The organism is Stenotrophomonas sp. Pemsol (assembly GCF_003586545.1).
Taxonomy (GTDB): domain Bacteria; phylum Pseudomonadota; class Gammaproteobacteria; order Xanthomonadales; family Xanthomonadaceae; genus Stenotrophomonas; species Stenotrophomonas sepilia.
Window position 1 is genome coordinate 3368491 of sequence record NZ_CP025780.1, and the last position, 24633, is coordinate 3393123.

The following is a 24633-nucleotide window of genomic DNA, read 5'->3' on the forward strand; positions in this document are numbered from 1 at the left end:
GCCGACCGCTGCCCGGCAGGCGTCTGCGGGAAAACCTGACGATCACGTGCGAAGGCGCCCTAGGGCGCCTTTGTTGTGTGCGGCCGATAGTGGGGGATGACCACGCATGCATATGAGGCGCTGCTGCGCCTGTTGATGGCGGGAGGCGCACTGGCGCCACGACGGGCCCTGCTGCAGGCCGCGGGCGGTGCGCAAGCCGCCATCGCGCAAGGCCCGGCGAACTGGCGCGCGCACGGCTGCACGCCGGAGCAATGCGCCGCGCTGGAACGTCCCGAGGCCCGGGCGCGTGCAGCCGCCCTGCGCTGGCTGGAACAGGACAATCATCACCTGCTGCCCTGCACCGATCCGGCCTTTCCACCCTCGTTGCTGGAGGTGCCCAACCCGCCGCTGGCGCTGTTCGTCGCCGGCGACCCCAGCCTGGCCTGGCGCCCGTCGGTGGCGCTGGTCGGCAGCCGTTCCCCCACCCCGGGCGGGCGCGCACTCGCCGCGCGTTTTGCCGGCTGTTTCGTCGAAGCGGGCCTGGCGGTGACCAGCGGCCTGGCCGCAGGCATCGATGCGGCTGCGCACCAGGCCACGCTCGAGGCCGGTGGCTGCACCGTGGCGGTGATCGGCACGGGCCCTGACCGCGCCTATCCGGACAGCCACGCCCAGCTGCAGGCGCGCATCGCCGCCGAGGGCGTGGTGCTCAGCGAGTACCTGCCGGGTACGGCGGCCCGCCCAGGTCACTTCCCCGCGCGCAACCGGCTGGTGGCCGGGCTGGCGCTGGCCACCGTGGTGGTCGAGGCCGCGCAGCGTTCGGGCGCGCTGATCACCGCGCGCCTGGCCGCCGAGGCAGGCCGCGAGGTCTGTGCCCTGCCCGGGTCGGTGCTCAACCCGCGCGCGGCGGGTTGCCACCGCCTGATCCGCGAGGGCGCGGCGCTGGTCGAGCGCCCCGAGGAGGTTCTGGAACTGCTCGCCCCTGCCCTTCGCCTGCAGCTGCCGGGCTTGCAATCGCGGCTGTCCACCCCCACTGAACAGGCACTGCCGGCCCTCCTGCCGGCGCGCTGGGCCGACGACCCTGACTACCAGTGCTTGTGGCGAGCCCTGGACCACAACCCAAGCGGTATGGATTCACTGATCACGCGCTGTGGATTGACGGCGCCCCAGGTGTCCTCCATGCTGCTGGCCATGGAACTGGCGGGAATCGTGGTGTGCGTACACGGCCGCTACTGTCGAACTCCCTAGTTTCTTCACCTCCACAGCGTCGCGCGACGCAGGCCGAGGGGCAATGAAAGAGAGCATCCTGGATGTACTGCTGTACCTGTTTGAACACTATTTCAGCGAAGATGCGGACCTGATCCGTGACCGCGATTCGCTGCAGAACGGCCTGATCCAGGCCGGTTTCAGCCCCACCGAGATCAACAAGGCGTTCGACTGGCTCGATGCCCTGGCCGCGCAGCGGCCGAGCGTGGCCCAGGCGCGGGTCGATGGCCCCGTGCGCATCTACCATGGCCCCGAGCTGGACAAGCTGGATGTGGAATGCCGCGGCTTCCTGCTGTACCTGGAACAGCACGGCATCCTCGACGCCGACCAGCGCGAGCTGGTGCTGGACCGGGCGATGGCCCTGGACCAGGACGAACTGGACCTGGACGACCTGAAATGGGTCGTGCTGATGGTGCTGTTCAACCAGCCCGGCTCCGAAGCGGCCTATGCCTGGATGGAGACGCAGATGTTCATGGACGAGCCAGAACCCCTTCACTGACCGTACACTTGGGGGCATAGCGCATTCAGGAGCGTCCCCGTGAGCGAGTGGTTCCATGCAGAAGGCAACCGGCAGCAAGGCCCGCTGCCGGCGGAACAGTTGGTCGAGTTGTTCCGAAACAACCAGATCTCCCTGGACACCCTGGTCTGGCGCGACGGCCTGCCGCAATGGCAGCCGTTGCGCACCGTTGTCGACGAGCTGGGCCTGATCGTGCCGGCGCTGGACGTTGCTGCGCCGGCCCAGCCACCCGAGCCGGAACCGGAACCGGTGGCCCCGCCTCCGCCGCAGCCGCCTGTACTGCCGCCGTCCACGCCCTATGCCACCCAGGCGGCAGCCGGGGTCCTGCCGCCGCCGAAGAAGAAGCTCTCCGGTTGCGCCCTGACCGCAATCATCGGCGGCGGCCTGCTGCTGGTACTGGTGCCGATCATGGCCATCCTCGCGGCGATCGCCCTGCCCGCGTACAAGGACTACACCGTGCGTGCCAGGATCGCGACCGCGGTCAATGCCCTGCAGCCGCTGAAACAGCAGGTGCAGCACTTCGCCGACGATGAAGGCCGCTGCCCCGGCGCCAACGATGCCGGTTTCCCGGCCCCGGGGGACTTCAGCCAGGCCGGCCTGTCGGCGGTGAACATCGGCCGCTTCAACAACGGCCACTGTGGCATCGAAGCAACGCTGGCCGTGCCCGGCAAGAGCCTCGATGGCGACCTGCTGTGGCTGGAATATGATCGCGACAGCGGCCGCTGGGAATGCAGCGGTGAAAGCGACGACAAGTACCTGCCGCCGTCGTGCCGCGGCTGAGCCACGCGCACGGCAGCACCTCCAAGGACGATCCAACAGGGAACATGCAATGACTGAGTGGTACTACGCCGTAGGACAGCAACGCCAGGGCCCGCTGTCGGTCCAGGAGATCCGCCAGCGCTTCCAGCGCGGCGAACTGAACCTGGACACCCTGGTCTGGCGCGAAGGCATGGCCCAGTGGGCTGCACTGCGCCAAGTGGTCGATGAACTGGGCCTGCAGACGCTGGCCGACGCCAGCACCGCCACTGCCAGTGGCGGCTTCGACCTGCGCAGCGACTACGCCGCCATCGACAACGGCACTGCGCCGCTGCCTGGCACGGGCGCGCTCAGCAGCTCACCCTACAACGCACCGGCCGCCGCCGCTGCCGGTGGCGCGCGGCCGGTGATCGGCGGCGAGGTGGTCTACGCCGGCTTCTGGAAGCGCGTCGCGGCCTACATGATCGACTACTTCGTGCTGGCCGTGCCGGGCGGCATCATCGGCGCCATCATCGGCGTGGTGCTTGGCGCCAGCATGGGCGCGGTGGGCAGTGGCGAGACCTCCATCGAAATCGTCGCGCAGCTGGCCAGCGCGCTGATCAACATGGCCATCGGCGTGGCCTACTACACCTGGTTCCATTCCTCGCAGGGCGGCGCCACGCTGGGCAAGATGGCGGTCGGCATCAAGGTCGTGCGCAGCAATGGTGACCGCCTGACCCGTGGCCGCGCCTTCGGTCGCTACTGGGCCATGCTGCTGAGCAGCTTCACCCTGGGCATCGGCTTCCTGATGGCCGCCTTCACCGAGCGCAAGCAGGGCCTGCACGACATGATCTGCGACACCCTGGTGGTCGACCGCTGGGCCTACACCGACCAGCCGCAGCTGCAGCGCCATGAGCTGGGTACGGTCACCATCGTGATCCTGGTACTGACCGGCCTGCTGACGGTGGCGGGCCTGGTGCTGCTGGTGGCTGCGGTCGGCTTCATCGCCAAGATGGCCTCATGAACGGCCATCCTCACGTCTGGCTGCTTGACAGGGGCTGGCCGGGCGTGATTCCTCTAATAAGGTGAAACCTGAACGCCCGGCACACTACCGGGCGTTCAGCGTATTGATTTGTCCGTGGCCGCTTCACTAATGCGGCCGTTTGCTCCACCCTAGCGGCCCCTTCCCTGCGGCTCGCCCCACAGACACTGCTGCCATGCCCAAGCACCTGCTCATCGTCGAATCGCCGGCCAAGGCCAAGACGATCAACAAATACCTCGGCAAGGACTACACCGTCCTGGCCTCGTATGGGCATGTGCGTGACCTGATTCCGAAGGAAGGCGCGGTCGACCCGGACAACGGGTTCGCCATGCACTACGACGTGATCGACAAGAACGAAAAGCATGTCGATGCGATCGCCAAGGCCGCCAAGGGCGCCGACGACATCCTGCTGGCAACCGACCCGGATCGCGAGGGTGAAGCGATCAGCTGGCATATCGCCGAGATCCTGAAGGAACGCGGGCTGGTCAAGGACAAGCCGATGCAGCGCGTGGTGTTCACCGAGATCACCCCGCGCGCCATCAAGGAAGCGATCAGCCAGCCGCGTGCGATCGCCAGCGACCTCGTCGACGCCCAGCAGGCCCGCCGCGCACTTGACTACCTGGTCGGCTTCAACCTGTCGCCGGTGCTGTGGCGCAAGGTGCAGCGCGGCCTGTCTGCCGGCCGCGTGCAGAGCCCGGCGCTGCGCATGATCGTCGAGCGCGAGGAAGAGATCGAAGCCTTCATCGCCCGCGAGTACTGGTCGATCGCTGCCGAGTGCGCGCACCCGTCCCAGCACTTCAATGCCAAGCTGGTCAAACTGGACGGGCAGAAGTTCGAGCAGTTCACCGTCACCGATGGCGACACCGCTGAAGCGGCGCGCATGCGCATCCAGCAGGCCGCGCAGGGCTCGCTGCACGTCACCGACGTCGCCAGCAAGGAGCGCAAGCGCCGCCCGGCGCCGCCGTTCACCACCTCCACCCTGCAGCAGGAAGCCTCGCGCAAGCTCGGCTTCACCACCCGCAAGACCATGCAGGTGGCGCAGAAGCTGTATGAAGGCGTGGCCATCGGCGACGAAGGCACCGTCGGCCTGATTTCGTACATGCGTACCGACTCGGTGAACCTGTCGCAGGACGCGCTGGCGGAAATCCGCGACGTGATCGCCCGCGACTACGGCATCGCCTCGCTGCCGGACCAGCCCAACACCTACCAGACCAAGTCGAAGAACGCCCAGGAAGCGCACGAAGCGGTGCGCCCGACCTCGGCCCTGCGCACCCCGTCGCAGGTCGCCCGGTTCCTTACCGACGACGAGCGGCGCCTGTACGAGCTGATCTGGAAGCGTGCGGTGGCCTGCCAGATGATCCCGGCCACGCTCAACACGGTCAGCGTCGACCTGTCGGCCGGCAGCGAACACGTGTTCCGCGCCAGCGGCACCACCGTGGTCGTGCCCGGCTTCCTGGCCGTGTACGAGGAAGGCAAGGACAACAAGAGCGCCGAGGACGAGGATGAGGGCCGCAAGCTGCCCGCGATGAAGCCGGGCGACCGCATCCCGCTGGAACGCATCCTGGCCGAACAGCATTTCACCCAGCCACCGCCGCGCTACACCGAAGCGGCGCTGGTGAAGGCGCTGGAAGAGTACGGCATCGGCCGTCCCTCGACCTACGCCTCGATCATCCAGACCCTGCTGTTCCGCAAGTATGTGGAAATGGAAGGCCGCAGCTTCCGCCCGTCCGACGTGGGCCGCGCGGTGTCCAAGTTCCTGTCCAGCCACTTCACCCAGTACGTGGATTACGACTTCACTGCCAGGCTTGAGGACGAGCTCGATGCCGTCTCGCGCGGTGAGGAAGAATGGATCCCGCTGATGGCCCGTTTCTGGGAGCCGTTCAAGGAACTGGTCGAAGACAAGAAGGAATCGGTCGACCGCGCCGAGGCCAGTGGCGCGCGCGAGCTCGGCACCGACCCCAAGACCGGCAAGCCGGTCAGCGTGCGGCTGGGTCGCTTCGGGCCGTATGCCGCCATCGGCAGCACCGCCGAGGACGCCGAGGAAAAGCCGAAGTTCGCCTCATTGCGCCCCGGCCAGTCGATGCACACCATCTCGTTGGAAGACGCGCTGGAACTGTTCCTGATGCCGCGCGCACTGGGCGAGGACAATGGTGAGCCGGTCAGCGTCGGCATCGGCCGCTTCGGCCCGTTCGCCAAGCGCGGCAGCACCTACGCCTCGCTGAAGAAGGAAGACGACCCGTACACCATCGACCTGGCCCGCGCCGTATTCCTGATCGAAGAGAAGGAAGAGATCGCGCGCAACCGGATCATCAAGGAGTTCGAGGGCAGCGACATCCAGGTGCTGAACGGCCGCTTCGGCCCGTACATCAGCGATGGAAAGATGAACGGCAAGATCCCCAAGGATCGCGAGCCGTCATCGCTGACCCTGGCTGAAGTGCAGCAGCTGATGGAAGAAACCGGCAAGCCGGTGCGCAAGGGCTTCGGCGCCAAGAAGGCCGCTGCGAAGAAGGCACCGGCCAAGAAGGCTGCGGTGAAGAAGGAAGCAGCGCCGAAGAAGGCCGCGGCCAGGAAAGCGCCGGCCAAGAAGGCGGTGAAGAAAGCTGCCGCAAAGAAGGCACCGGCGAAGAAGGCCGTCAAGAAGACCGCTGCAAAGAAGTAGATCCACGCCATGCGCGGATGAGGGGTAGTGCCGGCCGCTGGCCGGCAACCCCTGGAAGCGTCGGATGCCGGCCAGCGGCCGGCACTACCGAGTGGGTGCGTTCCACCCCTTCTGCACGCAGCGGGGGGATAATGGAGGCCCACGCCGGGCCGGTCGCCGTCATGAAAGAACTCACCCTGAACTCTGCTGTCGCCACGCTCCGCGCCGGTGGCGTGATTGCCTATCCGACCGAGGCGGTCTGGGGCCTGGGCTGCGATCCGTCACATGAAGCCGCGGTGCACGCGGTGCTGCGGCTGAAACAGCGCCCGATCGAGAAGGGCATGATCCTGGTCGCCGCCGAACTGTCGCAGCTGGAGGGCTGGGTCCGCCTGCAGGCGCTGCCCGACGCCCGCCAGCGCGCGGTGCTGGCCAGCTGGCCGGGCGCCAACACCTGGATCCTGCCGGCCGGTCCGCGCGCCCAACCGTGGGTCACCGGTGAACACAGCGGCATCGCCGTACGCATCAGCGCCCACCCACTGGTCGCCGCCCTGTGCCGCGCCTGGGGCGGGCCGCTGGTCTCCACCAGCGCCAACCTGGCAGGTGAACCGCCGGCACGCAGTCGCGCCGAGCTGGATCCGCGCCTGCTGCGCCTGCTCGATGGCCTGCTCGATGGCGAGACCGGTGGCCTGGCCCAACCGACCCCGATCCGCGACGCGCTCAGCGGCAACGTGCTGCGCTCCTGAGCGGACGATTGCACTGCCACGCACAATCACGCACCCTGCCGCCATGAACCTGCTGCGCACCGCCTTGGGCCTGTGCCTGCTGCTGCCATGGACCGCACCGGCCGCAGAGGACGTGCGCGTCTATCGCTGCGTCGCCAGCAATGGCGCCGTGGCCCTGCAGGACAGGCCCTGCAGCAGCGGCCGGCAGGAAGTGCGCGACCTGCAGCGCCCGCGCGACCCGACGCCACGGGTGGTGCGCAGCGATGCGACGCCCGCGCCTCCCGACGAGGTTCCGGTGATGCGCGATCGCGAAGTCCGCCACGTCTACATCCAGCCGCCACAGCCGTTGTACGAATGCGTGAGCGACGACGGTCGCCGCTATACCAGCGACAACAACGAGGGCAATCCGCGCTGGGTACCGTTGTGGACCAGCGTCTGGCTTCCGCACGGGCACCACGGCCCGGTCCATCCCGGCCCACGCCCGGCCTTCGGCACGCCGGTCGGCCCCCCCATCGGTGAAGGAACCGGCTACCGGCCGCCCGCGGTGGGTGTCGGTGTGCAGGTTCCGGCCGGCAGCGTGCTGGTCCGCGACAGCTGCCATGCGCTGCCGCCGCAGGAAGTCTGCGCGCGCCTGCGCGACCGCCGCTGGGAACTGGACCGCCGCTACAACAGTGCGCTGCAGAGCGAGCGTACTGCCATCAGCAACGAACAGCGTGGCATCGACGCACGCCTGTCGCGGGACTGCGACCGCTGAGCGCAGCACCTGCCGTGGCATGTACGCTGTGCGCATGAAGAACCTGATCTGGCTGGCCCTGGGCCTGTTCGCCGGCAACGCAGTGGCCGACGACGGGGTGATCTACCGCTGCACCTCCAGCAACAGCGATGTGCCCACCCTGCAACGTACGCCCTGCCCTGCCGGCAGCAAGCAGCAGGTGGTGCGGATTCCGGCCGCTGCCAGTGCGCCGCCCACGCCGACCCCTGTGCCGTCGCCACCCGAACCGGCGGCGGCGGGTATGCCGCCGGCTTCCGCGCCCAGCCCCCGCCGCCCCGGCGAAGGACGCACGATCATGGAAGCCGGCATGGTCGAACGCGAAGGCGGCGATCTGATACTCGACAGTGCATCGCTGCCACGCCAGGTTGATGCCGCGCCGGACAGCAATGCGCCGCCGAAGCCGCCGCTGCCGCCCATCTTCCAGTGCACCGACAGCCAGGGCGGTGGCTACCTGCACGAATACGAAGCTGCCCCCGGCCGCTGCGAACTGATGACCGTGCAGGGCCTGGGCGGCGCCACACCGGTCAATGCTGCAGGCTGCGAAGTGGTGCGCGACCGCTGCGAGGAACTGCCGGAAGCGCAGCGCTGCAGCAGCTGGCAGCAACGCTTCCGCGACGCACGTGGCCGCGAGCGGTTCGCCTCGCCGGAGAACCGCGACAAGGCCCGCGGGGAACGCGAACGGTTGCAGGGCGTGCTGGAGGCCAGCAACTGCCCGGTACCGGGGTGACTGCCATGCGGTAGTGCCGGCCGCCGGCCGGCAACTGCAATCACCTGAAGATCCCGTGGTTGCCGGCCAGCGGCCGGCACTACCACCGCATGATCAGAACCCGTAGCGCAGGAAACCGCCATCCACTGCGATGCATTCGCCGGTGACATAGCTGGCCGCCGGCAGGCACAGGAAGCCCACGGCTGCGGCCACTTCCTCCGGTTCACCGATGCGGCGCATCGGCGTGCGGTTGACCACTTCCTCGTAGTAGTCCGGGTCCGACAATGGACCGGACGTGCGCCGCGTGCGGATGTACCAGGGCGCCACCGCGTTGACCCGGATGCCATCCTCGGCCCACTCGACGGCCAGGTTGCGGGTCATCTGGTGCATCGCGGCCTTGGTCATGCCGTAGACCACGCCACTGCGCACGTGGGTCAGCCCGGACACGCTGCCGACATTGACGATCGACGACGACGCGTGCCGGGCCAGCAGCGGATGCGCGTAGCGCGACAGCTCGAAGGCCGAGAACAGGTTGGTCTCGAAGATCTTGCGCCACTCGTCCTCGGAATACTCCGTGGCTGCCTTGGTGACGTTGCCACCAGCGTTGTTGACCAGGATGTGCAGGCCATCACTGTGGTCTTCCACCCAGTCCAGGATCTGGCGGCGGTCCTCGTCATCGGAGACGTCCGCGGCCAGCGCATGCACCTGGTGCTGCGGATACACATCCAGCAGTTCGTCGCGCGCGGTCTCCAGCATGTCGATATCGCGGCCGACGATCATCAGATCGGCGCCGAGCCCCGCCAGTTCATGCGCGATGGCCAGGCCGATGCCGGCGCTGGCGCCGGTGATCAGGGCCGTCTGGCCGTCCAGGCGCCACCGTTGCTGGGTCATGTGTCCTCCGGGGCCGCGCCCGCTGTGTTTCGATGCCGCAAGGATACGCGCTCACGGCAGGGCGTTGCCGGAGATGCGACACTGCGCGAACGCCCACCGCGGAGTACCGCCATGCGCATCCTGATCCTGTTCTTGTCCCTGCTGGCCATCGTGCAGCTGGTGGCCTGCCAGCGTCCGCCGACGCCGAACCCGGAGAAGCCACCGGTACCCAAAGCGATGTCGCATGCGATCAACGAGCCGCTGGACCGCGCCAAGGACGTGCAGAAAACCGTCGATGATGCTGCCGCGCGTGAGCGCAAGGCCGAGGTCGACGCGGCGCAATGACGAGTGGCCTATGGGGTCAGAGCCCTTTGCGAAGCCAAGGGATCCGACCCCATGAACGAGAACGCCCGGCCAAGGCCGGGCGTTTCGCTGTCCAGTAGTTCCACGCCCTGCGTGGATGGCTTCCGTCAGAACCCGCAGAAGCAGTAAGCAAGCGCCTTCACCGGTGCGCCATTGCCCTTCTCGCGGGCCGCGTTCTCGACAAAGCGCAGCTGCGTATCCACTTCCGGCATCGTGCGTGCCAGCATCATCCGTGCCATGCCCGAATCGGACAGCATCCAGGCACCGGCGCGGCTGCCGGCGAAACCGCTGACGAACTGTGCGAACGGCGTGGCCGCCTTCTCGATGTAGCGCACGCGATAAGCGTCGGCCTTGCCCAGCTTGGCACGGCTGGCAGCGTCGGCCACGGCATCCTTCAGGCCACCGAAGGCATCGACCAGGCCGCGTTCCTTGGCCTGCGCACCGCTCCATACGCGGCCGCGAGCCACCTCGTCCACCGCCTCGACCGGCTTCTTGCGGGCGTCGGCGACGCGGCCGGTGAAGTCGGCGTAGCCCTTGTTGATCACCGACTGGATGACCTGGCCCACGGCCGGATCCATCGGGCGGGTGACATCGAATGCACCGGCGAAACGGGTGGTGCCGACACCATCGGTGTGCACGCCGATCTTGTCCAGCGCGCGGCTGAAGTTCGGCACCATGCCGAAGATGCCGATCGAACCGGTGATGGTCGACGGATCGGCGTAGATGCGATCGGCATTCATGCTGATCCAGTAGCCGCCGGAGGCAGCCAGGTCGCCCATCGACACCACCACCGGCTTGTCGGCGGCCTGCAGCGCCACCACTTCACGGCGGATCTGCTCGGAGGCGAACACCTCACCGCCCGGCGAATCGACGCGCAGCACCACGGCCTTCACGTTGTCGTCGTCGCGCGCGGCGCGCAACAGCGCTGAGGTCGACTCGCCGCCGATGCGGCCGGCCGGCAGGTCGCCACCGCTGATCTCGCCGGCAGCCACCACCACGGCCACCTGCGGACGCGAGTCCACCGGGTTGCGGCGGGCGTCGAGCAGGGCCAGGTAACGGCCGAAGTCGACGTTGCGGAAACCACCGTCGGCGTCTTCGTCGGCCACGCCGCGCTCGATCATCAGATCCTCGAATTCCTCGCGGGTCTTCAGCGCGGTCACCAGCTTCTGCTGCAGCGCGAACTTGGCCAGGTCGCCACCGGCGGCGGCAATGCCTTCCGGCAGCGTGTCGATGCCGGCAGCCAGCTGTGCCGGATCCAGGCGGCGCGCCTTGGCGATGTCGCCCAGGTAGCGCTGCCACACATCGTTCATCCAGAACAGGTCGGCTTCCTTGGAGGCCGGCGACGCGGCGTCAAGCACGTACGGTTCGGCCGCGGACTTGTACTCGCCCACCTTGAACAGGTGCACGTCCACGCCCAGCTTGTCCTGCAGGCCGGTGCGGAAGTACTGGCGGTAGCGGCCGAGGCCTTCGAGCACGACCGAACCCATCGGGTCCAGGTAGACCTCGTCGGCCTGTGCAGCCAGCAGGTACTGCGACTGGCCCATGCTCTCGCTGTAGGCCACCAGCTGCTTGCCGGAAGCGCGCAGGTCCTGCAGCGCGGCGGCGACTTCACGCAGCGAGGCGAAGCCCGACGGCTGCAGCTTGTCCAGCTCCAGCACCACGCGCTCGATCTTCTTGTCTTCCTTGGCCGACTCGATCACCCGCAGCAGGTCGCGCAGCTGGATCTCTTCGGCACCGTTGTCACCCACGGCCTTGGCCAGTGCGCGGCTGACCGGATCGGCACTGAACTGCTCGACCAGGCGGCCTTCCGGCGCGATCACGAGCGTCGTGCGGTCCTGCAGCGACTTGCTGGCACCGGCACCCATGCCGGCGGCGATGACGAACATCACCAGCAGCAGGAACAGCAGGCCGAAGAACACCAGGTTGAGGATCAACCGGCGGGTGAAGTTCATGACGTCCCACAGCCCGATGAAGAAACTGGCGACGGGGTTGCGACGCGCCGGGGGCAGCGGGGGCACGGGTTGATTCATGGAACGCTCCGGATGGCTTCTTGCCGTGGTACCAGCATAGCCGGTGCCGCGTGATGCGGCATCGGACACAAGTCAGGGGATCGCCCGCCATGGGTCGGCATGGCGGGCAGGACGATCAGGACAGCGCGGACTGCCCGATGCGCTGGCTGCTGCGGCGCAGGCGCCAGCCCATCAGGATGGCAGCGGCGGTCAGGCCGACGATCAGGCCGATCCACATGCCCTGCGGGCCCATGCCCAGCCCCAGGCCGAGCCCGGCGCCGAGCGGCATGCCCAGGCCCCAGTACGCGAACATGGCGATGAACATCGGCACGCGGGTGTCCTTGAGGCCGCGCAGCGCACCCGCCGACAGCACCTGGATGCCGTCCGGGAACTGGAAGGTGGCCGCGTACAGCAGCAGGGTCGAGGCCAGGCCGGCCACTGCCAGGTCGTTGGTGTACACACCGACGATGGCATCGTGGCCGAACAGCAGCACCGCCGCTGACAACGTCTGCGTGCCCATGATGATCGCGTAACCGGCCCACGCCGCACGCCGTACGCCGAAGCCGTCACCACGGCCGACCGCATGGCCGACGCGCACGGTGGTGGCCTCGGCCACGCCCATCGGGATCATGAAGCACAGCTGCGCGACGTTGATCGCGATCTGGTGTGCCGCCGCTTCATTGGCACCCAGGCGGCCGATCAGCAAGGCGGTGACGATGAACAGGCCGCCTTCCATCAGCACGGTGATGCCGATCGGCAGGCCGGTGCGCAGCAGCTCCCAGATCGCCTTCCAGCGCGGTCCCTCGAAGTGCGAGAACAGCTGCAGATGGGCGAAGCGCTTGGTCCGCCACAGATACAGGGCGAATGCGGTCGCCTGCAGCCACATCATCACCGCCGAAGCGATGCCCAGGCCCTCGGCCCCCAACTCCGGGAAGCCGAGCTTGCCATTGGCCAGCACGTAGCCCATCGGCGCCAGCACCAGCAGGCCACCGAAGCCGAGCAGCATGGTCGGCAGCGTCCAGTGCATGCCCTCGCTGAGATAACGCATGCAGAAGTACAGGGTCAGCGCCGGGCCACCCCAGCGCACCGCATGCAGGAACGCAGTCGCCCCCGGCACGATGTCCGGCGCGATGCCGAAGGCCGGCAGCAGCGGCGGCACCACGGTGAGGAAGGTGAACATGATCAGCCCCAGCCCCAGCGCCAGCCACAGTGCCTGGCGGAACAGCGGGCCGATCTCGCGCTCGCGGCCGGCGCCGTGCAGCTGCGACACCGAAGCGGTGAGCGAGATCAGGGTGCCGATCGGAATCAGCATCGGCAGCCACAGCAACGCCGTACCGATGGTGACTGCGGCAAGGGTCGCCGTAGCGTGGTGGCCGGCAATCACGTTGTCGACGAAGGAGATCAGACCGGTGGACACATGGCCCAGCACGAGCGGCAGGGCGAGCAGACCGGTGGCGCCGACTTCCTTGCTGAAGCGCGGCGTGGAGGTTGCAGTAGACATAAGGTGCTTGACGCGAACTGCGGTTGCGCGCGAAGGGCACAGGCACCGGGTTGCGGGCGCCCATCTTACGCGGGCGGCGCCTGCATTCCCATGACATGGCGTGAATGCTGGGTTTCAGCCGCCCAAAGCAAAAAGGGGACGGAGGGGATTAAGTCGCATTCGGCACTGACTGGCCTGATACGACTTAATCCCCTCCGTCCCCTTTTCTACTGGCCGGCCTGGCGCTTCAGCCAGCTGTCGCGCTCGGCGGCGGGCACGGCGAGGAAGGCGCTGCGTACCGTGTCGCGTTCCTGCGGCGGCGTGCGCTGCGCGACCAGGGCCAGCTGGGCCAGCTGCGCCGGGTTGAGCTGGCGCAGCACGGCCAGCGCGGTCTCGCGTTGCTCCGGTGGCACGAATCCGAACAGTCCGTGCAGCTTGGGGAATTCCAGGCCCAGCTGCGGGCCCAGCCGCCATCCGGCGCGGATCGCCTGATCCTGCGCCTGGAATTGCTGCCGCATGCGCTGCTGTTGATCGGCCGGCAGCGAATTGAAGCGCGCAGCCGCCTGACGGATGCGCTCGCGCTCTGCTTCCGGCAATGCGCGCCAGGCGGCGTAGTCGGCACGGCGCTGTCGCTGCTGCTGCGTATCCAGCTGAGCGAATTCGGCAGGTGCTGTTGCAGCGGCCGACGCCGGCGTGGCCGGCGAACTGCCCGGAACCGGTGGCGGCAACGGCACGCTCAACGGCTGCGGTGCGGCGGACAGCGACAGCGGCAGGGCCAGCAGCAGGCTGGCGAGCACGGACTTATTCATCGGCGGCAGCCGTTTCCAGCGTGGCACTGGCCGGCTCCGGCCGGCTCGGCTTGGCTTGCGATTCATCCACCGGCAGCGGGCCGCCCGCGGCAGTCCACGCGTACAGGTCGGCATCGGCGACCAGCGGGTAGTCGCGGTCTGCCAGCATCGCTGCGTCATCATTGGCTTGCGCCTGGCCCGCGTCCGGTGTGGCGTCCACCTTGCTCGGTGGCAGGGCTTCCACGGTCACCGGACCGGCTTCGCCCACCACGCCCTCCGGCAAGGGTGCATCGCTGCCTAACGAATGTCCCTGCAGGTGGCGCCACCCCAGCGCGGCGGCCAGCAGTACCGCCACCGTCACCAGCAGGATCAGCGGACCGCGCCAGCGCGGCCTGGCATTCGCGCGGCGGCGCTTGCCGTTGGCGGCCGCACGCTCGTCCCGCTGCGGTGCGCGCCAGCTGGAGGCCGGTGCTTCATTGTGGGTGGTGGGTGCGGCCGGCTGCTGCAGTTGCTGCAGGCGCGTGGCCGGCAGGTCACGGACACGGGCCTGTACCTGCTCGGCCAACTGGCGCCAGGCCACGGCATCGGGCCGGCCCTGGGCATCACGCGGGCAGGCATCGGCCAGCAGGTGCTGGTAACCGGCCTCGTCCTGGTCGAGCACGCGCATGGCGATGCCCTCGTCCAGGCTGCCGCCCACCCGCAGCAGCAGCGCCAGTCGTGGAAGTGGCGGCATCGCGCCCAACGCGGCCAACGACGGCGCCCACTGCCCGCCCGCCGGCTCGCGCAGCGCCTGGCGCTGGCCCAGCAGGGTCCAGAAGCGGGTCGGCCATTGCGCCATCGGCAGGTCGCTGGCGACCGCTGCAAACGCGCGCATCACTGCCACCAGGGTCTGCTCGGCACGCGCGGCATCGCCGCACTGCAGTTCAGCCACCACCAGGGCGCGGCGTTCGACGCCACGCAGGAACGCCGACAGCGCGCCGGCCGCGGTCGAGGAAACAGGGGCGGGCACAGCCGTCATCGGTCACTCCAAAGGTCTGCCGGCATGATAGCGGCAGCCCATCGGCACCCGTAGGACTTGCGCCCACAGGCACTTCGTGCTGCAGGTTGTGCACAGCACCACGCTCCCCGCGCGGGAAATTGCGGCATGCCGCTGAATTCACTCTGTTTCAGCAATGTTTCACACTCAAGTTGTTGATTTTGAACGCCTTTCAAGTGTGGCGATTTTTTGACCAACCCAAGGGTGAGCTCGTCGCCATCGGCCTCCTGCGTTCCCGTCGACCGGTAACGCACAACGTTATCCACAGAACATGTGGATAAGACTGAATCTCCAATGGACACCGATATTTAGGTGACATTTATGATTCAACGGTCGTCGCCCGGGCACGTCTGCCCCCTGCCATTCGCGCGTGCATGGCCCGTTACACTGGCCCGATGCTTTCACCCATTCCGACCCTGCAGGTCGCCCTGCCCGTCCCCCTGCCCCGCCTGTTCGACTACCTGTCGCCGGAGGGCGATGGCCCCACGGCCGCGGTCGGCTGCCGCCTGAAGGTGCCGTTCGGCAACCGCGAGCTGGTCGGCGTGGTGGCCGGCCACGGCCAGACCGACGACGGCCAGGGACTGCGCCAGGCGCTGGCCTGGTGCGACCGGCAGCCGCTGCTGCAGGGCGAACTCTGGCAGAGCCTGCAGTGGCTGGCGCGCTACACCCATGCGCCACTGGGCGAGGTGCTGAGCACCGCCCTGCCCGGCCCGCTGCGCCATGGCGAGGCCCTGCCCGACACCCACCACTGGGGTTGGCAGCTGACCACCGAAGGCCACGCCCAGCGCGAAAAGCTGCGCGCCGGAAGCCGTCCGCGGCAGCTGGCCGAGCTGCTGGCAGGAGCGATCGTGGATGAGGACGTGCTCGGCGAACGCATGGCCGACTGGCGCACCGCTGCACGCAGCCTGGCCAAGCGCGAGCTGGCCGAGCGCGTGGCGATGACGGTGGCACCGCAGCATGCGCAGCCGCTGCCCGGCCCCACGCTCAACCCGGACCAGGCCGGGGCGGTGGCTGCGATCAACGCTGCCGACGGCTTCCAGCCGTTCCTGCTGGACGGCGTGACCGGCAGCGGCAAGACCGAGGTCTACCTGCAGGCGATCATCCATTGCCTGGCGCAGGGCAGGCAGGCGCTGGTGCTGGTACCGGAAATCGGCCTGACCCCGCAGACCCTGACACGTTTCCGCGGCCGCCTGGGCATCGCCGTGCACGCCTTGCATTCGGGGTTGAACGACAACGAGCGCGCGCGCGTCTGGGCGGCCGCCTCCCGAGGCGAAGCGCGGGTCATCGTCGGCACCCGCTCAGCGGTTTTCACGCCATTGCCGCAGGCCGGCCTGCTGATCGTCGACGAGGAACACGACGGCAGCTACAAGCAGCAGGACGGCATCCGTTACCACGCGCGCGATTTCGCTCTGGTGCGCGCCAAGGCGCTGGGCATTCCGGTGCTGCTCGGCAGCGCCACCCCTTCACTGGAAACGCTGCACAACGCCTACGCCGGGCGCTACACGCACCTGCGCCTGAAGCAGCGCGCCGGCGATGCGCGGCCACCGCGCGTGCGCATCCTCGATGTACGCAAGCGGCCGCTGCACGATGGCCTCTCGGCCGATGTGCTGGCTGGCATCGGCGAACACCTGCAGCGTGGCCAGCAGGTGCTGGTGTTCAAGAACCGCCGTGGCTACGCACCGGTGCTGCTGTGCCACGACTGCGGGTGGACCGCGCCGTGCCAGCGCTGCGATGCGCCGATGACCGTGCATGGCGGCGGCCGACGCCTGCAATGCCACCACTGTGGCGCGCGCCAACCGGCGCCGTTGGCATGCCCGGCCTGCGGCAGCCTGGCGCTGCAGCCGCAGGGCATCGGCACCGAACGCCTGGAAGAACACCTCACCGCCGCCTTCGCCGATTTCCCGGTGGTGCGCATCGACCGTGGCACCACCTCACGCCGCGATGCGCTGGAGCAGCAGCTGGCGAAACTGGGCGACCAGCCCGGCATCCTGGTCGGCACGCAGATCCTGGCCAAGGGCCACGACCTGCCGAAGCTGACCCTGGTGGTGGTGGTCGGCATCGACGAAGGCCTGTTCTCCGCCGACTTCCGCGCCAGCGAGAAGCTGGCGCAGCAGCTGATCCAGGTGGCCGGTCGTGCAGGACGTGCGCGTGACCCCGGCGAGGTCTGGCTGCAGACCCATCACCTTGGTCACCCGCTGCTGGAAACCCTGGTGAGCGGTGGCTACCACCCGTTCGCGCAGGCCGAGTTGAACCAGCGGCAAGCCGCAGGGTTCCCCCCGTTCGCGCACCTGGCGCTGATGCGCGCCGAAGCGCAGCAGGTCGAGCACGCCAATGCGTTCCTGCTGGCTGCGCGGCAGTTGCTGGGCGAGCAGAACGTGGTGGAGGCGTACGGCCCGATGCCGGCGCCGATGCCGCGGCGCGCGGGCTACCAGCGCACACAGCTGCTGCTGTCGGCGCCGCAGCGGCCACCCTTGCATGGCGTGCTCGCGCAGCTGGTTCCGCAGCTGTATGCGCTGCCGGAAGCACGCAAGGTGCGCTGGTCGCTGGATGTGGATCCAACGGACCTGTATTGAGGGGTCAGAGCCCACCCGTCGGGTGGGATCCGACCCCGATGCCCTGGGGTCGGATCCCTTTTCGCAGAAAAGGGCTCTGACCCCGGACGCCTTCGCTTACGTCAGCGGCGACATCACGCCGCGCTGGTAGGCCGGGCGCTCACGCAGCCGCGCATACCAGTCAGCCAGATGCGGCAGCTCCGGTCGCTGGATCGGCAGCTCGTACCAGGCGTAGACCAGCGAGCCCAGCGGGATGTCGCCCATCGCGAACTTCTCGCCCGACAGCCACGGCTGCCTGGCCAGGGTAGCGTCGGCCATCGCCAGGTAGTCACCGGCGCGCACGATGGCGGCATTGATCCGCGCTTCATCGCGGTCGGCCGGCGCGGTGCGCATGATGCCCCAGACCAGGTCGCTGTACAGCGGCGCCATCCGCGACGTGCTCCAGTCCATCCACTTCTCGGCCTGGGCGCGTTCCATCGGGTCCTCAGCGTACAGGGTGCCCAGTGCATAGCGGGCGCTCAGGTAGCGCACGATGGTGTTCGATTCCCACAGCGGCAAGCCGTGGTCTTCGATCACCGGCACCAGGCCGTTGGGATTCATCGCCTGGTACTCCGGCGTCTGCGTACCACCATGGCTGCCACCGACTTCGATGGATTCGTACGGCAGGCCGATTTCCTCGGCGCACCACAGTACCTTGCGGACGTTGCTGGAATTGCGGCGGCCCCAGATCTTCAACATGCGGGTTTTCCTTGCTGGCAATGCGAGCGGCAACGATACGCCTGATCGGGCGGAGATGTCCGTGCCGGATGCGGGATCTGGCATCCGGGCATTGCCGGCCAGCGGCAGGCACTACCTGTTCTTTTTTGGCAGCGCGCGCACGTAGGACGACTTGCCATCCTTCTTCAGTTCGAACAGACCGATCGCCGCCAGCAGATCGCTGAGCTTGCCGTAGCCATAGTTGCGCGGATCGAACGAGGCCTGGTTGCCGATCTGGCTGCCGACCGGTCCGAGGTGCGACCAGCCATCCTCACCCTCGGCCGCGGACACCGCACGGCGCAGCATCTTCACCAGCCGGGTGTCACTGCGCATTTCCGCACCGCTCTTGCGCGGACGCGCATCGTCGTTGGTCACCGGCTCGTTCGAGGCCTGCTCGCTGGACGCCTGTTCGGCATCGGGCACGCTGGCATGGGTCTGGCCCAGTGCCTCCAGGTAGGTGAACTTCGAGCACGCATTGACGAATGGCTCGGGCGTCTTCTTCTCGCCGAAGCCATATACCTTCACGCCATCGGTCAGCAGGCGCATCACCATCGGGGTGAAGTCCGCATCGCTGGAGACGATGGCGAAGCCATCAAGGTTGCGCGCGTACAGCAGGTCCATGGCATCGATCACCATCGCCATGTCCGAAGCGTTCTTGCCCTTGCTGTAGGCGAACTGCTGGATCGGGCGGATCGCATACTCATGCAGCACCGCTTCCCACCCCTTCAGTCGCGGGCTCTTCCAGTTGCCGTAGGCACGGCGCACGTTGGCCACGCCGTAGCGGGCGACTTCCGCCAGGACCTCGTCGATCTTCGAGGCCGGCGCATTGTCGGCGTCGATCAACAGGGCGATGCGCTTTTCCGGTTCGCTCATGGGCTCCTCACGGGCCGTTGCCTGAACCCGAGTATCGCCGATCCGGGCAGGCGCTGACGTGACAGGTGGCCGCCGTGCGAAGATGCCAGGCGCTTCCCCCGATGCCCCCACTGGAGTGAGTCGATGAGTCGCGAGCGCGTTCCCCACCTGGTCGTTGTCGGCGGCGGTTTTGCCGGTCTCTGGGCCACCCGTGCCCTGGCCCGCGAGCGCATACGCATCACCCTGGTCGATCGCCGCAACCATCACCTGTTCCAGCCGCTGCTGTACCAGGTGGCCACCGCCGGCCTGTCCGCGCCGGATATCGCCGCACCGCTGCGCCACATCCTCGGCCACCAGCGCAATGTGGAAGTCCGCCTCGGCGAAGTGGTGGCCATCGACAAGCGGGCGCGGCAGATCCGCATGGCCGATGGCAGCACGCTGGATTACGACAGCCTGCTGCTGGCCACCGGCGCCACCCACGCCTACTTCGGCAACGATCAATGGGCCGATGATGCGCCCGGCCTGAAGACGCTGGACGATGCCATCGCGCTGCGCCGCAAGCTGCTGCTGGCGTTCGAACGCGCCGAGGCCGAACCGGACCCGGCGAAGAAGGCGGCGTGGCTGAGTTTCGCCATCGTCGGTGGTGGTCCCACCGGCGTCGAACTGGCCGGCACCCTGGCCGAGATCGCGCGCCACACGCTGCGCAACGAATTCCGCCACATCGACCCGGCCAGCGCCAGGGTGCGGCTGGTCGAGGCTGGGCCGCGCGTGCTGTCCTCGTTCCCGGATGTGCTTTCGCTGAAGGCGCGCCGCCAACTGGAAAAGCTGGGCGTGGAAGTGCTGACCGGTACCCCGGTGAGCGACATCGACAGCCAGGGCTTCAAGCTCGGCGAACAGTTCGTACCGGCGCGCACCGTGGTCTGGGCCGCCGGCGTGGCCGCTTCACCGCTGGCGCGCACGCTGGACGTGCCACTGGACCGCGCCGGACGCGTGCCGGTGCAACCGGACCTGACCCTGCCCGGTCACCCGGAGCTGTTCGTGGCCGGCGACCTGGCCGCACTGAGCCAGGCCGACGGCAAGCCGGTACCCGGGGTGGCACCGGCCGCCAAGCAGATGGGCAAATACGTGGCCGAGGTGATCCGCGCGCGCCTGCACGGCAAGCCCGAGCCCGGCCCGTTCAAGTACGCCGACTACGGCAACCTGGCCACCATCGGCCGCATGGCCGCGATCGTGCACCTGGGCCGGCTGCAGCTTTCCGGCGTGCTGGCCTGGTGGTTCTGGCTGGCCGCGCACGTGTTCTTCCTGATCGGCTTCCGCAACCGCATCGTGGTGCTGCTGAACTGGGCAGTCGCGTACTGGAGCTACCAGCGCAGTGCGCGGATCATCTTCGGTGATGACCAGGATGACCGGCGGCCGAGGCGGTAGGGCTGCACGCAACGGGGTCACGCAGCGGGGTCGGATCCCTTTCCGCAGGAAAGGACTCTGACCCGGTCAACACCCTCCACGCATGGCGTGGATCTACTGGTTCATCGGGCCACCGGGCACCCGCCGTTTCGACCAGGTCCGGCAGAAGTCCTCCTTCCTCGCGGTGTCGGCAATCTGCGCAGTACTCCAATGCCGGGTGATCCAGATCGTCAATGCAGTACTGCTGAGATGCCAGCGCGGCATGCCGCGCTGTGGTTGCCGCCACAGGTGGCGTCGGGCAATCCAGAAGGCCTCCCGCTCCACTTCCGGCACCTTCTTCTTCATCACGTCCTTGTCGAAGAACTGCGCGGCGAAACGCCAGGGATTCATCGGCTGGTATCCCGCGCGTGGTTCACTGCTGCACGCTGCCACACCACTGGGCGCGCGTTCGGCCGGCGTCGGCCGACCGCCTGCCAATGCCAGCCCGAGCAGGTACAGCAGGCCAGGCAACAGCGCGATGCCGGCGACCAGCACGACGACAGAGATCCATGCTTTGCCGGCGGCACGCATCGCTCACTGTGCCTTCGGCTTTGGATACCACAACGCGTTGACGATGACCCAGCGCTGGTCGAAGCGCCCCATGTGGAAGTAATCGACGAACCACGGGGTCTCCAGCCGCACCGAGGCCGCGTTGCCGGTCACGTCCAGCACCGTGCAGCGACGATCCCATTGATCCTTCGGGGTCTTCAACGCGCCCTGCTTCGTCAGCGAGACCAGTTCTTCCTTCGACATCCGGCGCAGGCCCAGGCGTTCGTCGGGTGTATCGCCGAGCACAGCGCGCTTGGCCAGGTCCGGATGCAGGGAGCGGGCGACGCGCTGTGGGTCCGCCTCCAGCTGGCCGTCGACGTAGTCGTGGCAGGTGGCTTCGATGGCCGCGATGGTGGCCGGGTCGGGGGCAGGGCTCGTTGCTGCGGAAAGAGCGAACAGCAGGGCGATCGTGGACATCCGGGTCTCCAGCTCTGGGCGCGGGGCGATCATCGCATGGGCCGGGTAGCCCATCCACGCGTGGCGTGGATCTACAGGACCGGCGCCTGCAGCCAGGCCAGCTTGCGTTCGCGGGGCTGCTGCTTGAGTTGCCACTCGGCGCGTGAGGCGGCGGCCCGGTCCGGGTATTCGCGCACGGCCAGCACGCGCAGCGGTGGCCGGGCCCGGGTGTAGCGCGCGCCCTTGCCGGCCTGGTGGGCGGCGAAACGCGCATCCACGTCGGTGCTGATGCCGGCGTAATAGCTGCCATCGCGGCATTCGAGCAGGTACAGGAACCACGGGCGGAGGGACGGGGCCATGCCCGGATTATGCCGTGCTGCACTGCAGCGGATATACTGGCGCCCGAATGCAGGAGAGTGGCGCCGCGCTGGCGCCCGCCGAAGGCGCAGGCTCCCATGATCGCTCAGGCCGGTGGGCTGGAATCCCACCAACCATGCATTCGACTCGCCGAGCTGGAGAGAGGTCACCGGGCACGCCCGGGACGATCCGCCGAAGGGGCACGCGGCCAACGCCGCTGAACTCTCAGGCAAAAGGACAGCGGGAGCGGCACCGGTCATCGTCATCCCGTCATTGCGCAGGCAGTGGTGGCAGTTGCGCATGGCCGGCCCCACCGCGCCCGGAGCCTGTTCCATGCTGCTGTCCATCATCTACCTGGTTGCCATTTCCGCCGAAGCCATGACCGGTGCACTGTCTGCCGGCCGCCGCCGCATGGACCTGTTCGGTGTGGTCATGATCGCCTGCGTCACCGCCCTCGGGGGCGGCTCGCTGCGCGACATCCTGCTCGGCCACTACCCGCTGGGCTGGGTGAAGCATCCCGAGTACCTGGGTTTCACCGTGTGCGCGGCGCTGATCGCCACCTGGGTGGCGCGCTGGATGCACCACTTCCGGCGCACCTTCCTGGTGCTCGATGGCCTGGGTCTGATCGCCTTCACCCTGATCGGCTGCTCGATCGCGCGCGAGGCCGGCCATGCGATGCCGATCGTGCTGATCGCCGGCATGCTGACCGGCGCGTTCGGCGGCGTGCTGCGCGACATCCTCTGCAACGAGGTGCCGCTGATCTTCCAGAAGGAGCTGTACGCGATCATCGCGCTGCTGACCGGCGCGGCGTATCTGTTGCTGCTGCACTGGGGCGTGGCCGACGCCACCGCGATCCTGTGCTGCCTGGGCGGCGGCTTCGCGCTGCGCCTGCTGGCGATCCACTATCGCTGGGAAATGCCGAAGTTCGTGTACCACGACGAAGTGCATTGAGCCTCTTCGTAGCGTCGAGCATGGCTCGACGCTACAAATATCGGCATCACCACCCCGGCGATGTACCTGGCGCTGTCGCTCATGCGCAGCGCCAGGCGCATCGCCGGTGCAGATGGGCCGGTCTCCAACTCCGGCCGGCCCTGATCGCGGCCGCACCCCCGCAGGCGCTGGCCGCCATCCACACACGTGCCGCACTCAGGCGGCTTGGGACACCTTCACGTCGCGACGGGCGCGCACGGCCGCAGCCAGTCGCTCCAGCACCGTCACGGTGGTGTCCCAGTCGATGCAGCCATCGGTGATGCTCTGCCCGTAGACCAGCGGCTGGCCTTCCACCAGTTCCTGGCGGCCACCAACCAGATGGCTCTCGATCATCACGCCCACGATGCGCTGTTCGCCGTCTTCCAACTGAACGGCGATGTCGTCGATCACCTTCGGCTGGTTCTCGGGGTTCTTCAGGCTGTTGGCATGGCTGGCATCGATCATCAGGCGCGCCGGCAGCTTGGCCTTGGCCAGCACCTGGCAGGCCTCAGCCACGCTGCCAGCGTCGTAGTTCGGTTGCTTGCCACCGCGCAGGATCACATGGCAATCCGGGTTGCCGGTGGTCGACACGATGGCAGTGCCACCCTGCTTGGTGACCGACAGGAAATGATGCGGGTTGGATGCCGCACCCACCGCGTCGGCGGCGATCTTCACGTTGCCATCGGTGCCATTCTTGAAGCCGACGGGGCACGACAGCCCCGAAGCCAGCTCGCGATGCACCTGGCTTTCGGTGGTGCGTGCGCCGATCGCGCCCCATGCCACCAGGTCGGCGATGTACTGCGGCGAGATCACATCGAGGAATTCAACACCGGCCGGCAGGCCGAGCTTGTTGATGTCGCGCAGGAGGCCACGGGCGATGCGCAGGCCCTTGTCGATCCTGAAGCTGCCGTCCAGGTCCGGGTCGTTGATCAGGCCCTTCCAGCCCACCGTGGTGCGCGGCTTCTCGAAGTACACGCGCATGACGATTTCCAGCTCGCCAGCCAGCGCGTCGCGCAGCGGCTTCAGGCGCTGGGCGTACTCGATGGCGGCGTTGGGGTCATGGATCGAGCACGGGCCCACCACCACCGCCAGGCGGTCGTCACGGCCGTGCAGGATCTGGTGCAGGGCCGCGCGCGAGGCGCTGACGGTGTCGGAAGCTTCATCGTCACAGGGCAGCATCGCCAGCAGCTGGGCAGGCGGTGTCAGCGGTTCGATGGTGCGGATACGCAGGTCGTCGGTGTGCGGGGGCATTGCAGGAGATCTCCGGAACGTTGGGGGTCCCCAGCGTGGCGGCATGAAAAAAGCCGCCAGGTTCGCTGGCGGCTTTCGGGAATGCGTCTGAAGCTTTCTTCAGGGTGAGCGCAGTCCTTCCTCCGCCAGTGGCTTCGGAAAGTAATACCAGTAAAAGCGGGTAGCGGCTGCGTTCATGGGATCTATTGATAGCACAGCTTTTGCGCAGTGCAAAATGTTTCATCCGCAACTGGGGGCGCGGTTCAGTGATGCGCCTGACTGCGCAGCGCACGCGGTGGCCGCTGTGCAACGTCGCTCATCTGCCATGCACTTCCACGTCCAGCAGCAGGCCTTCGTGGATGTCGGCCCAGCGCTCCAGCACGCGGTCCAGCTCCTGCCGGGCCTCGTCCAGCTGCTCGGGATTGAGCAGGGAACGGGTGGTGTAGAGATCGGACACCAGCCGGCGCAGTACCGCTTCCGGGATGGCCACCGAGGGCCCTTCCATCTGCGGCAGCTGCAGTGCCGGCGTATCGCCCTGCGGGCCGTACAGCGTTACCTGGAGCGTGCTCTGCATGATCAACTTCCCTGCGGATGGACATGGGCAATGTC

The 24633-nt window shown here is 68.0% G+C and carries 24 protein-coding genes and 2 riboswitches; of the genes, 12 read left to right on the forward strand and 12 right to left on the reverse strand.

Annotated elements, in window-relative coordinates; all coding sequences use genetic code 11:
- Nucleotides 1-96: 96 nt before the first annotated feature.
- The 8 genes from dprA (at nt 97) to PEM_RS15480 (ending at nt 8395) form a co-directional block, all read left to right on the forward strand.
- Nucleotides 97-1224 carry a DNA-processing protein DprA gene (dprA, locus tag PEM_RS15445; protein WP_095378166.1) on the forward strand — a complete coding sequence of 376 codons (1128 nt, stop codon included), beginning with the start codon at nt 97-99 and terminating at the stop codon, nt 1222-1224.
- 43 nt (nt 1225-1267) lie between these two features.
- Nucleotides 1268-1741 carry a DUF494 family protein gene (locus tag PEM_RS15450; protein ID WP_005419622.1) on the forward strand — a complete coding sequence of 158 codons (474 nt, stop codon included), beginning with the start codon at nt 1268-1270 and terminating at the stop codon, nt 1739-1741.
- A gap of 39 nt (nt 1742-1780) precedes the next feature.
- Nucleotides 1781-2539: a pilin gene (locus tag PEM_RS15455; protein WP_111128757.1), complete on the forward strand. Its 759-nt coding sequence runs from the start codon at nt 1781-1783 to the stop codon at nt 2537-2539.
- A gap of 49 nt (nt 2540-2588) precedes the next feature.
- The gene (locus tag PEM_RS15460; protein WP_005419625.1) at nt 2589-3518 is read left to right on the forward strand and encodes an RDD family protein; all 930 of its coding nucleotides are present in this window, start codon (nt 2589-2591) and stop codon (nt 3516-3518) included.
- A gap of 193 nt (nt 3519-3711) precedes the next feature.
- Nucleotides 3712-6195 (forward strand): DNA topoisomerase I, encoded by a 2484-nt coding sequence (locus PEM_RS15465; RefSeq protein WP_111128759.1) that lies wholly within the window; start codon nt 3712-3714, stop codon nt 6193-6195.
- A gap of 131 nt (nt 6196-6326) precedes the next feature.
- Entirely contained in the window at nt 6327-6917 is a 591-nt protein-coding gene (locus tag PEM_RS15470) for a Sua5/YciO/YrdC/YwlC family protein (protein WP_081275815.1), read from the forward strand.
- 43 nt (nt 6918-6960) lie between these two features.
- Entirely contained in the window at nt 6961-7650 is a 690-nt protein-coding gene (locus PEM_RS15475) for a hypothetical protein (RefSeq protein WP_065186322.1), read from the forward strand.
- Between the two features lie 34 nt (nt 7651-7684).
- Nucleotides 7685-8395, forward strand: coding sequence for a hypothetical protein (locus tag PEM_RS15480; protein WP_111128790.1), 711 nt, complete (start codon nt 7685-7687; stop codon nt 8393-8395).
- A 93-nt stretch (nt 8396-8488) separates the two neighbouring features.
- Here PEM_RS15480 and PEM_RS15485 read toward each other — a convergent pair whose 3' ends face one another.
- Complete coding sequence (locus PEM_RS15485; RefSeq protein ID WP_005419635.1) at nt 8489-9265, reverse strand: SDR family oxidoreductase; 777 nt, start codon at nt 9263-9265, stop codon at nt 8489-8491.
- Nucleotides 9266-9376: 111 nt separating this feature from the next.
- Here PEM_RS15485 and PEM_RS15490 point away from each other — a divergent pair, with 111 nt between their 5' ends.
- Nucleotides 9377-9589, forward strand: coding sequence for a hypothetical protein (locus tag PEM_RS15490; RefSeq protein WP_111128761.1), 213 nt, complete (start codon nt 9377-9379; stop codon nt 9587-9589).
- 125 nt (nt 9590-9714) lie between these two features.
- Here PEM_RS15490 and sppA read toward each other — a convergent pair whose 3' ends face one another.
- The 4 genes from sppA to PEM_RS15510 all read right to left on the reverse strand — a co-directional run bounded on the left by sppA (nt 9715) and on the right by PEM_RS15510 (nt 14902).
- Nucleotides 9715-11637 (reverse strand): signal peptide peptidase SppA, encoded by a 1923-nt coding sequence (sppA, locus tag PEM_RS15495; RefSeq protein WP_111128763.1) that lies wholly within the window; start codon nt 11635-11637, stop codon nt 9715-9717.
- Between the two features lie 115 nt (nt 11638-11752).
- Complete coding sequence (locus PEM_RS15500; RefSeq protein ID WP_005419642.1) at nt 11753-13117, reverse strand: MATE family efflux transporter; 1365 nt, start codon at nt 13115-13117, stop codon at nt 11753-11755.
- 206 nt (nt 13118-13323) lie between these two features.
- The gene (locus PEM_RS15505) at nt 13324-13905 is read right to left on the reverse strand and encodes a DUF3106 domain-containing protein (protein ID WP_065186319.1); all 582 of its coding nucleotides are present in this window, start codon (nt 13903-13905) and stop codon (nt 13324-13326) included.
- A complete protein-coding gene (locus tag PEM_RS15510; protein ID WP_111128765.1) occupies nt 13898-14902 on the reverse strand; it encodes a hypothetical protein in 1005 nt (334 codons plus the stop codon). Before PEM_RS15510 ends, PEM_RS15505 begins: the two co-directional genes overlap by 8 nt.
- A 413-nt stretch (nt 14903-15315) precedes the next feature.
- Between PEM_RS15510 and PEM_RS15515 the strand changes: the two genes are divergently transcribed.
- Nucleotides 15316-17493 (forward strand): primosomal protein N', encoded by a 2178-nt coding sequence (locus PEM_RS15515; RefSeq protein ID WP_111128767.1) that lies wholly within the window; start codon nt 15316-15318, stop codon nt 17491-17493.
- A 96-nt stretch (nt 17494-17589) separates the two neighbouring features.
- On the opposite strand, the gene PEM_RS15520 is transcribed toward PEM_RS15515, so the two are convergent.
- Together PEM_RS15520 and PEM_RS15525 are read right to left on the reverse strand one after the other, a co-directional pair.
- On the reverse strand, nt 17590-18210 hold the full coding sequence (locus PEM_RS15520) for a glutathione S-transferase (protein WP_005419650.1): 621 nt from the start codon (nt 18208-18210) through the stop codon (nt 17590-17592).
- Between the two features lie 111 nt (nt 18211-18321).
- Complete coding sequence (locus tag PEM_RS15525; RefSeq protein ID WP_005419652.1) at nt 18322-19101, reverse strand: NYN domain-containing protein; 780 nt, start codon at nt 19099-19101, stop codon at nt 18322-18324.
- A 123-nt stretch (nt 19102-19224) separates the two neighbouring features.
- Here PEM_RS15525 and PEM_RS15530 point away from each other — a divergent pair, with 123 nt between their 5' ends.
- Nucleotides 19225-20505 carry an NAD(P)/FAD-dependent oxidoreductase gene (locus PEM_RS15530; RefSeq protein ID WP_065178805.1) on the forward strand — a complete coding sequence of 427 codons (1281 nt, stop codon included), beginning with the start codon at nt 19225-19227 and terminating at the stop codon, nt 20503-20505.
- Nucleotides 20506-20598: 93 nt separating this feature from the next.
- Here the strand turns inward: PEM_RS15530 and PEM_RS15535 are convergent, their stop codons facing one another.
- The 3 genes from PEM_RS15535 to PEM_RS15545 form a co-directional block, all read right to left on the reverse strand.
- Nucleotides 20599-21054 carry a hypothetical protein gene (locus PEM_RS15535; RefSeq protein WP_111128769.1) on the reverse strand — a complete coding sequence of 152 codons (456 nt, stop codon included), beginning with the start codon at nt 21052-21054 and terminating at the stop codon, nt 20599-20601.
- A gap of 3 nt (nt 21055-21057) precedes the next feature.
- A complete protein-coding gene (locus PEM_RS15540; RefSeq protein ID WP_032954574.1) occupies nt 21058-21489 on the reverse strand; it encodes a nuclear transport factor 2 family protein in 432 nt (143 codons plus the stop codon).
- 71 nt (nt 21490-21560) lie between these two features.
- Complete coding sequence (locus tag PEM_RS15545) at nt 21561-21827, reverse strand: GIY-YIG nuclease family protein (RefSeq protein ID WP_005419660.1); 267 nt, start codon at nt 21825-21827, stop codon at nt 21561-21563.
- Between the two features lie 40 nt (nt 21828-21867).
- Nucleotides 21868-21957: riboswitch (glycine riboswitch) on the forward strand.
- A gap of 13 nt (nt 21958-21970) precedes the next feature.
- A riboswitch (glycine riboswitch) is annotated at nt 21971-22074 on the forward strand.
- An 84-nt stretch (nt 22075-22158) separates the two neighbouring features.
- Here PEM_RS15545 and PEM_RS15550 point away from each other — a divergent pair.
- Entirely contained in the window at nt 22159-22776 is a 618-nt protein-coding gene (locus PEM_RS15550) for a trimeric intracellular cation channel family protein (protein WP_005419661.1), read from the forward strand.
- A gap of 195 nt (nt 22777-22971) precedes the next feature.
- Here PEM_RS15550 and PEM_RS15560 read toward each other — a convergent pair whose 3' ends face one another.
- Nucleotides 22972-24045 (reverse strand): 3-deoxy-7-phosphoheptulonate synthase, encoded by a 1074-nt coding sequence (locus PEM_RS15560; RefSeq protein WP_111128772.1) that lies wholly within the window; start codon nt 24043-24045, stop codon nt 22972-22974.
- Nucleotides 24046-24340: 295 nt separating this feature from the next.
- On the reverse strand, nt 24341-24598 hold the full coding sequence (locus PEM_RS15565; protein ID WP_005419663.1) for a hypothetical protein: 258 nt from the start codon (nt 24596-24598) through the stop codon (nt 24341-24343).
- Between the last annotated feature and the right edge of the window lie 35 nt (nt 24599-24633).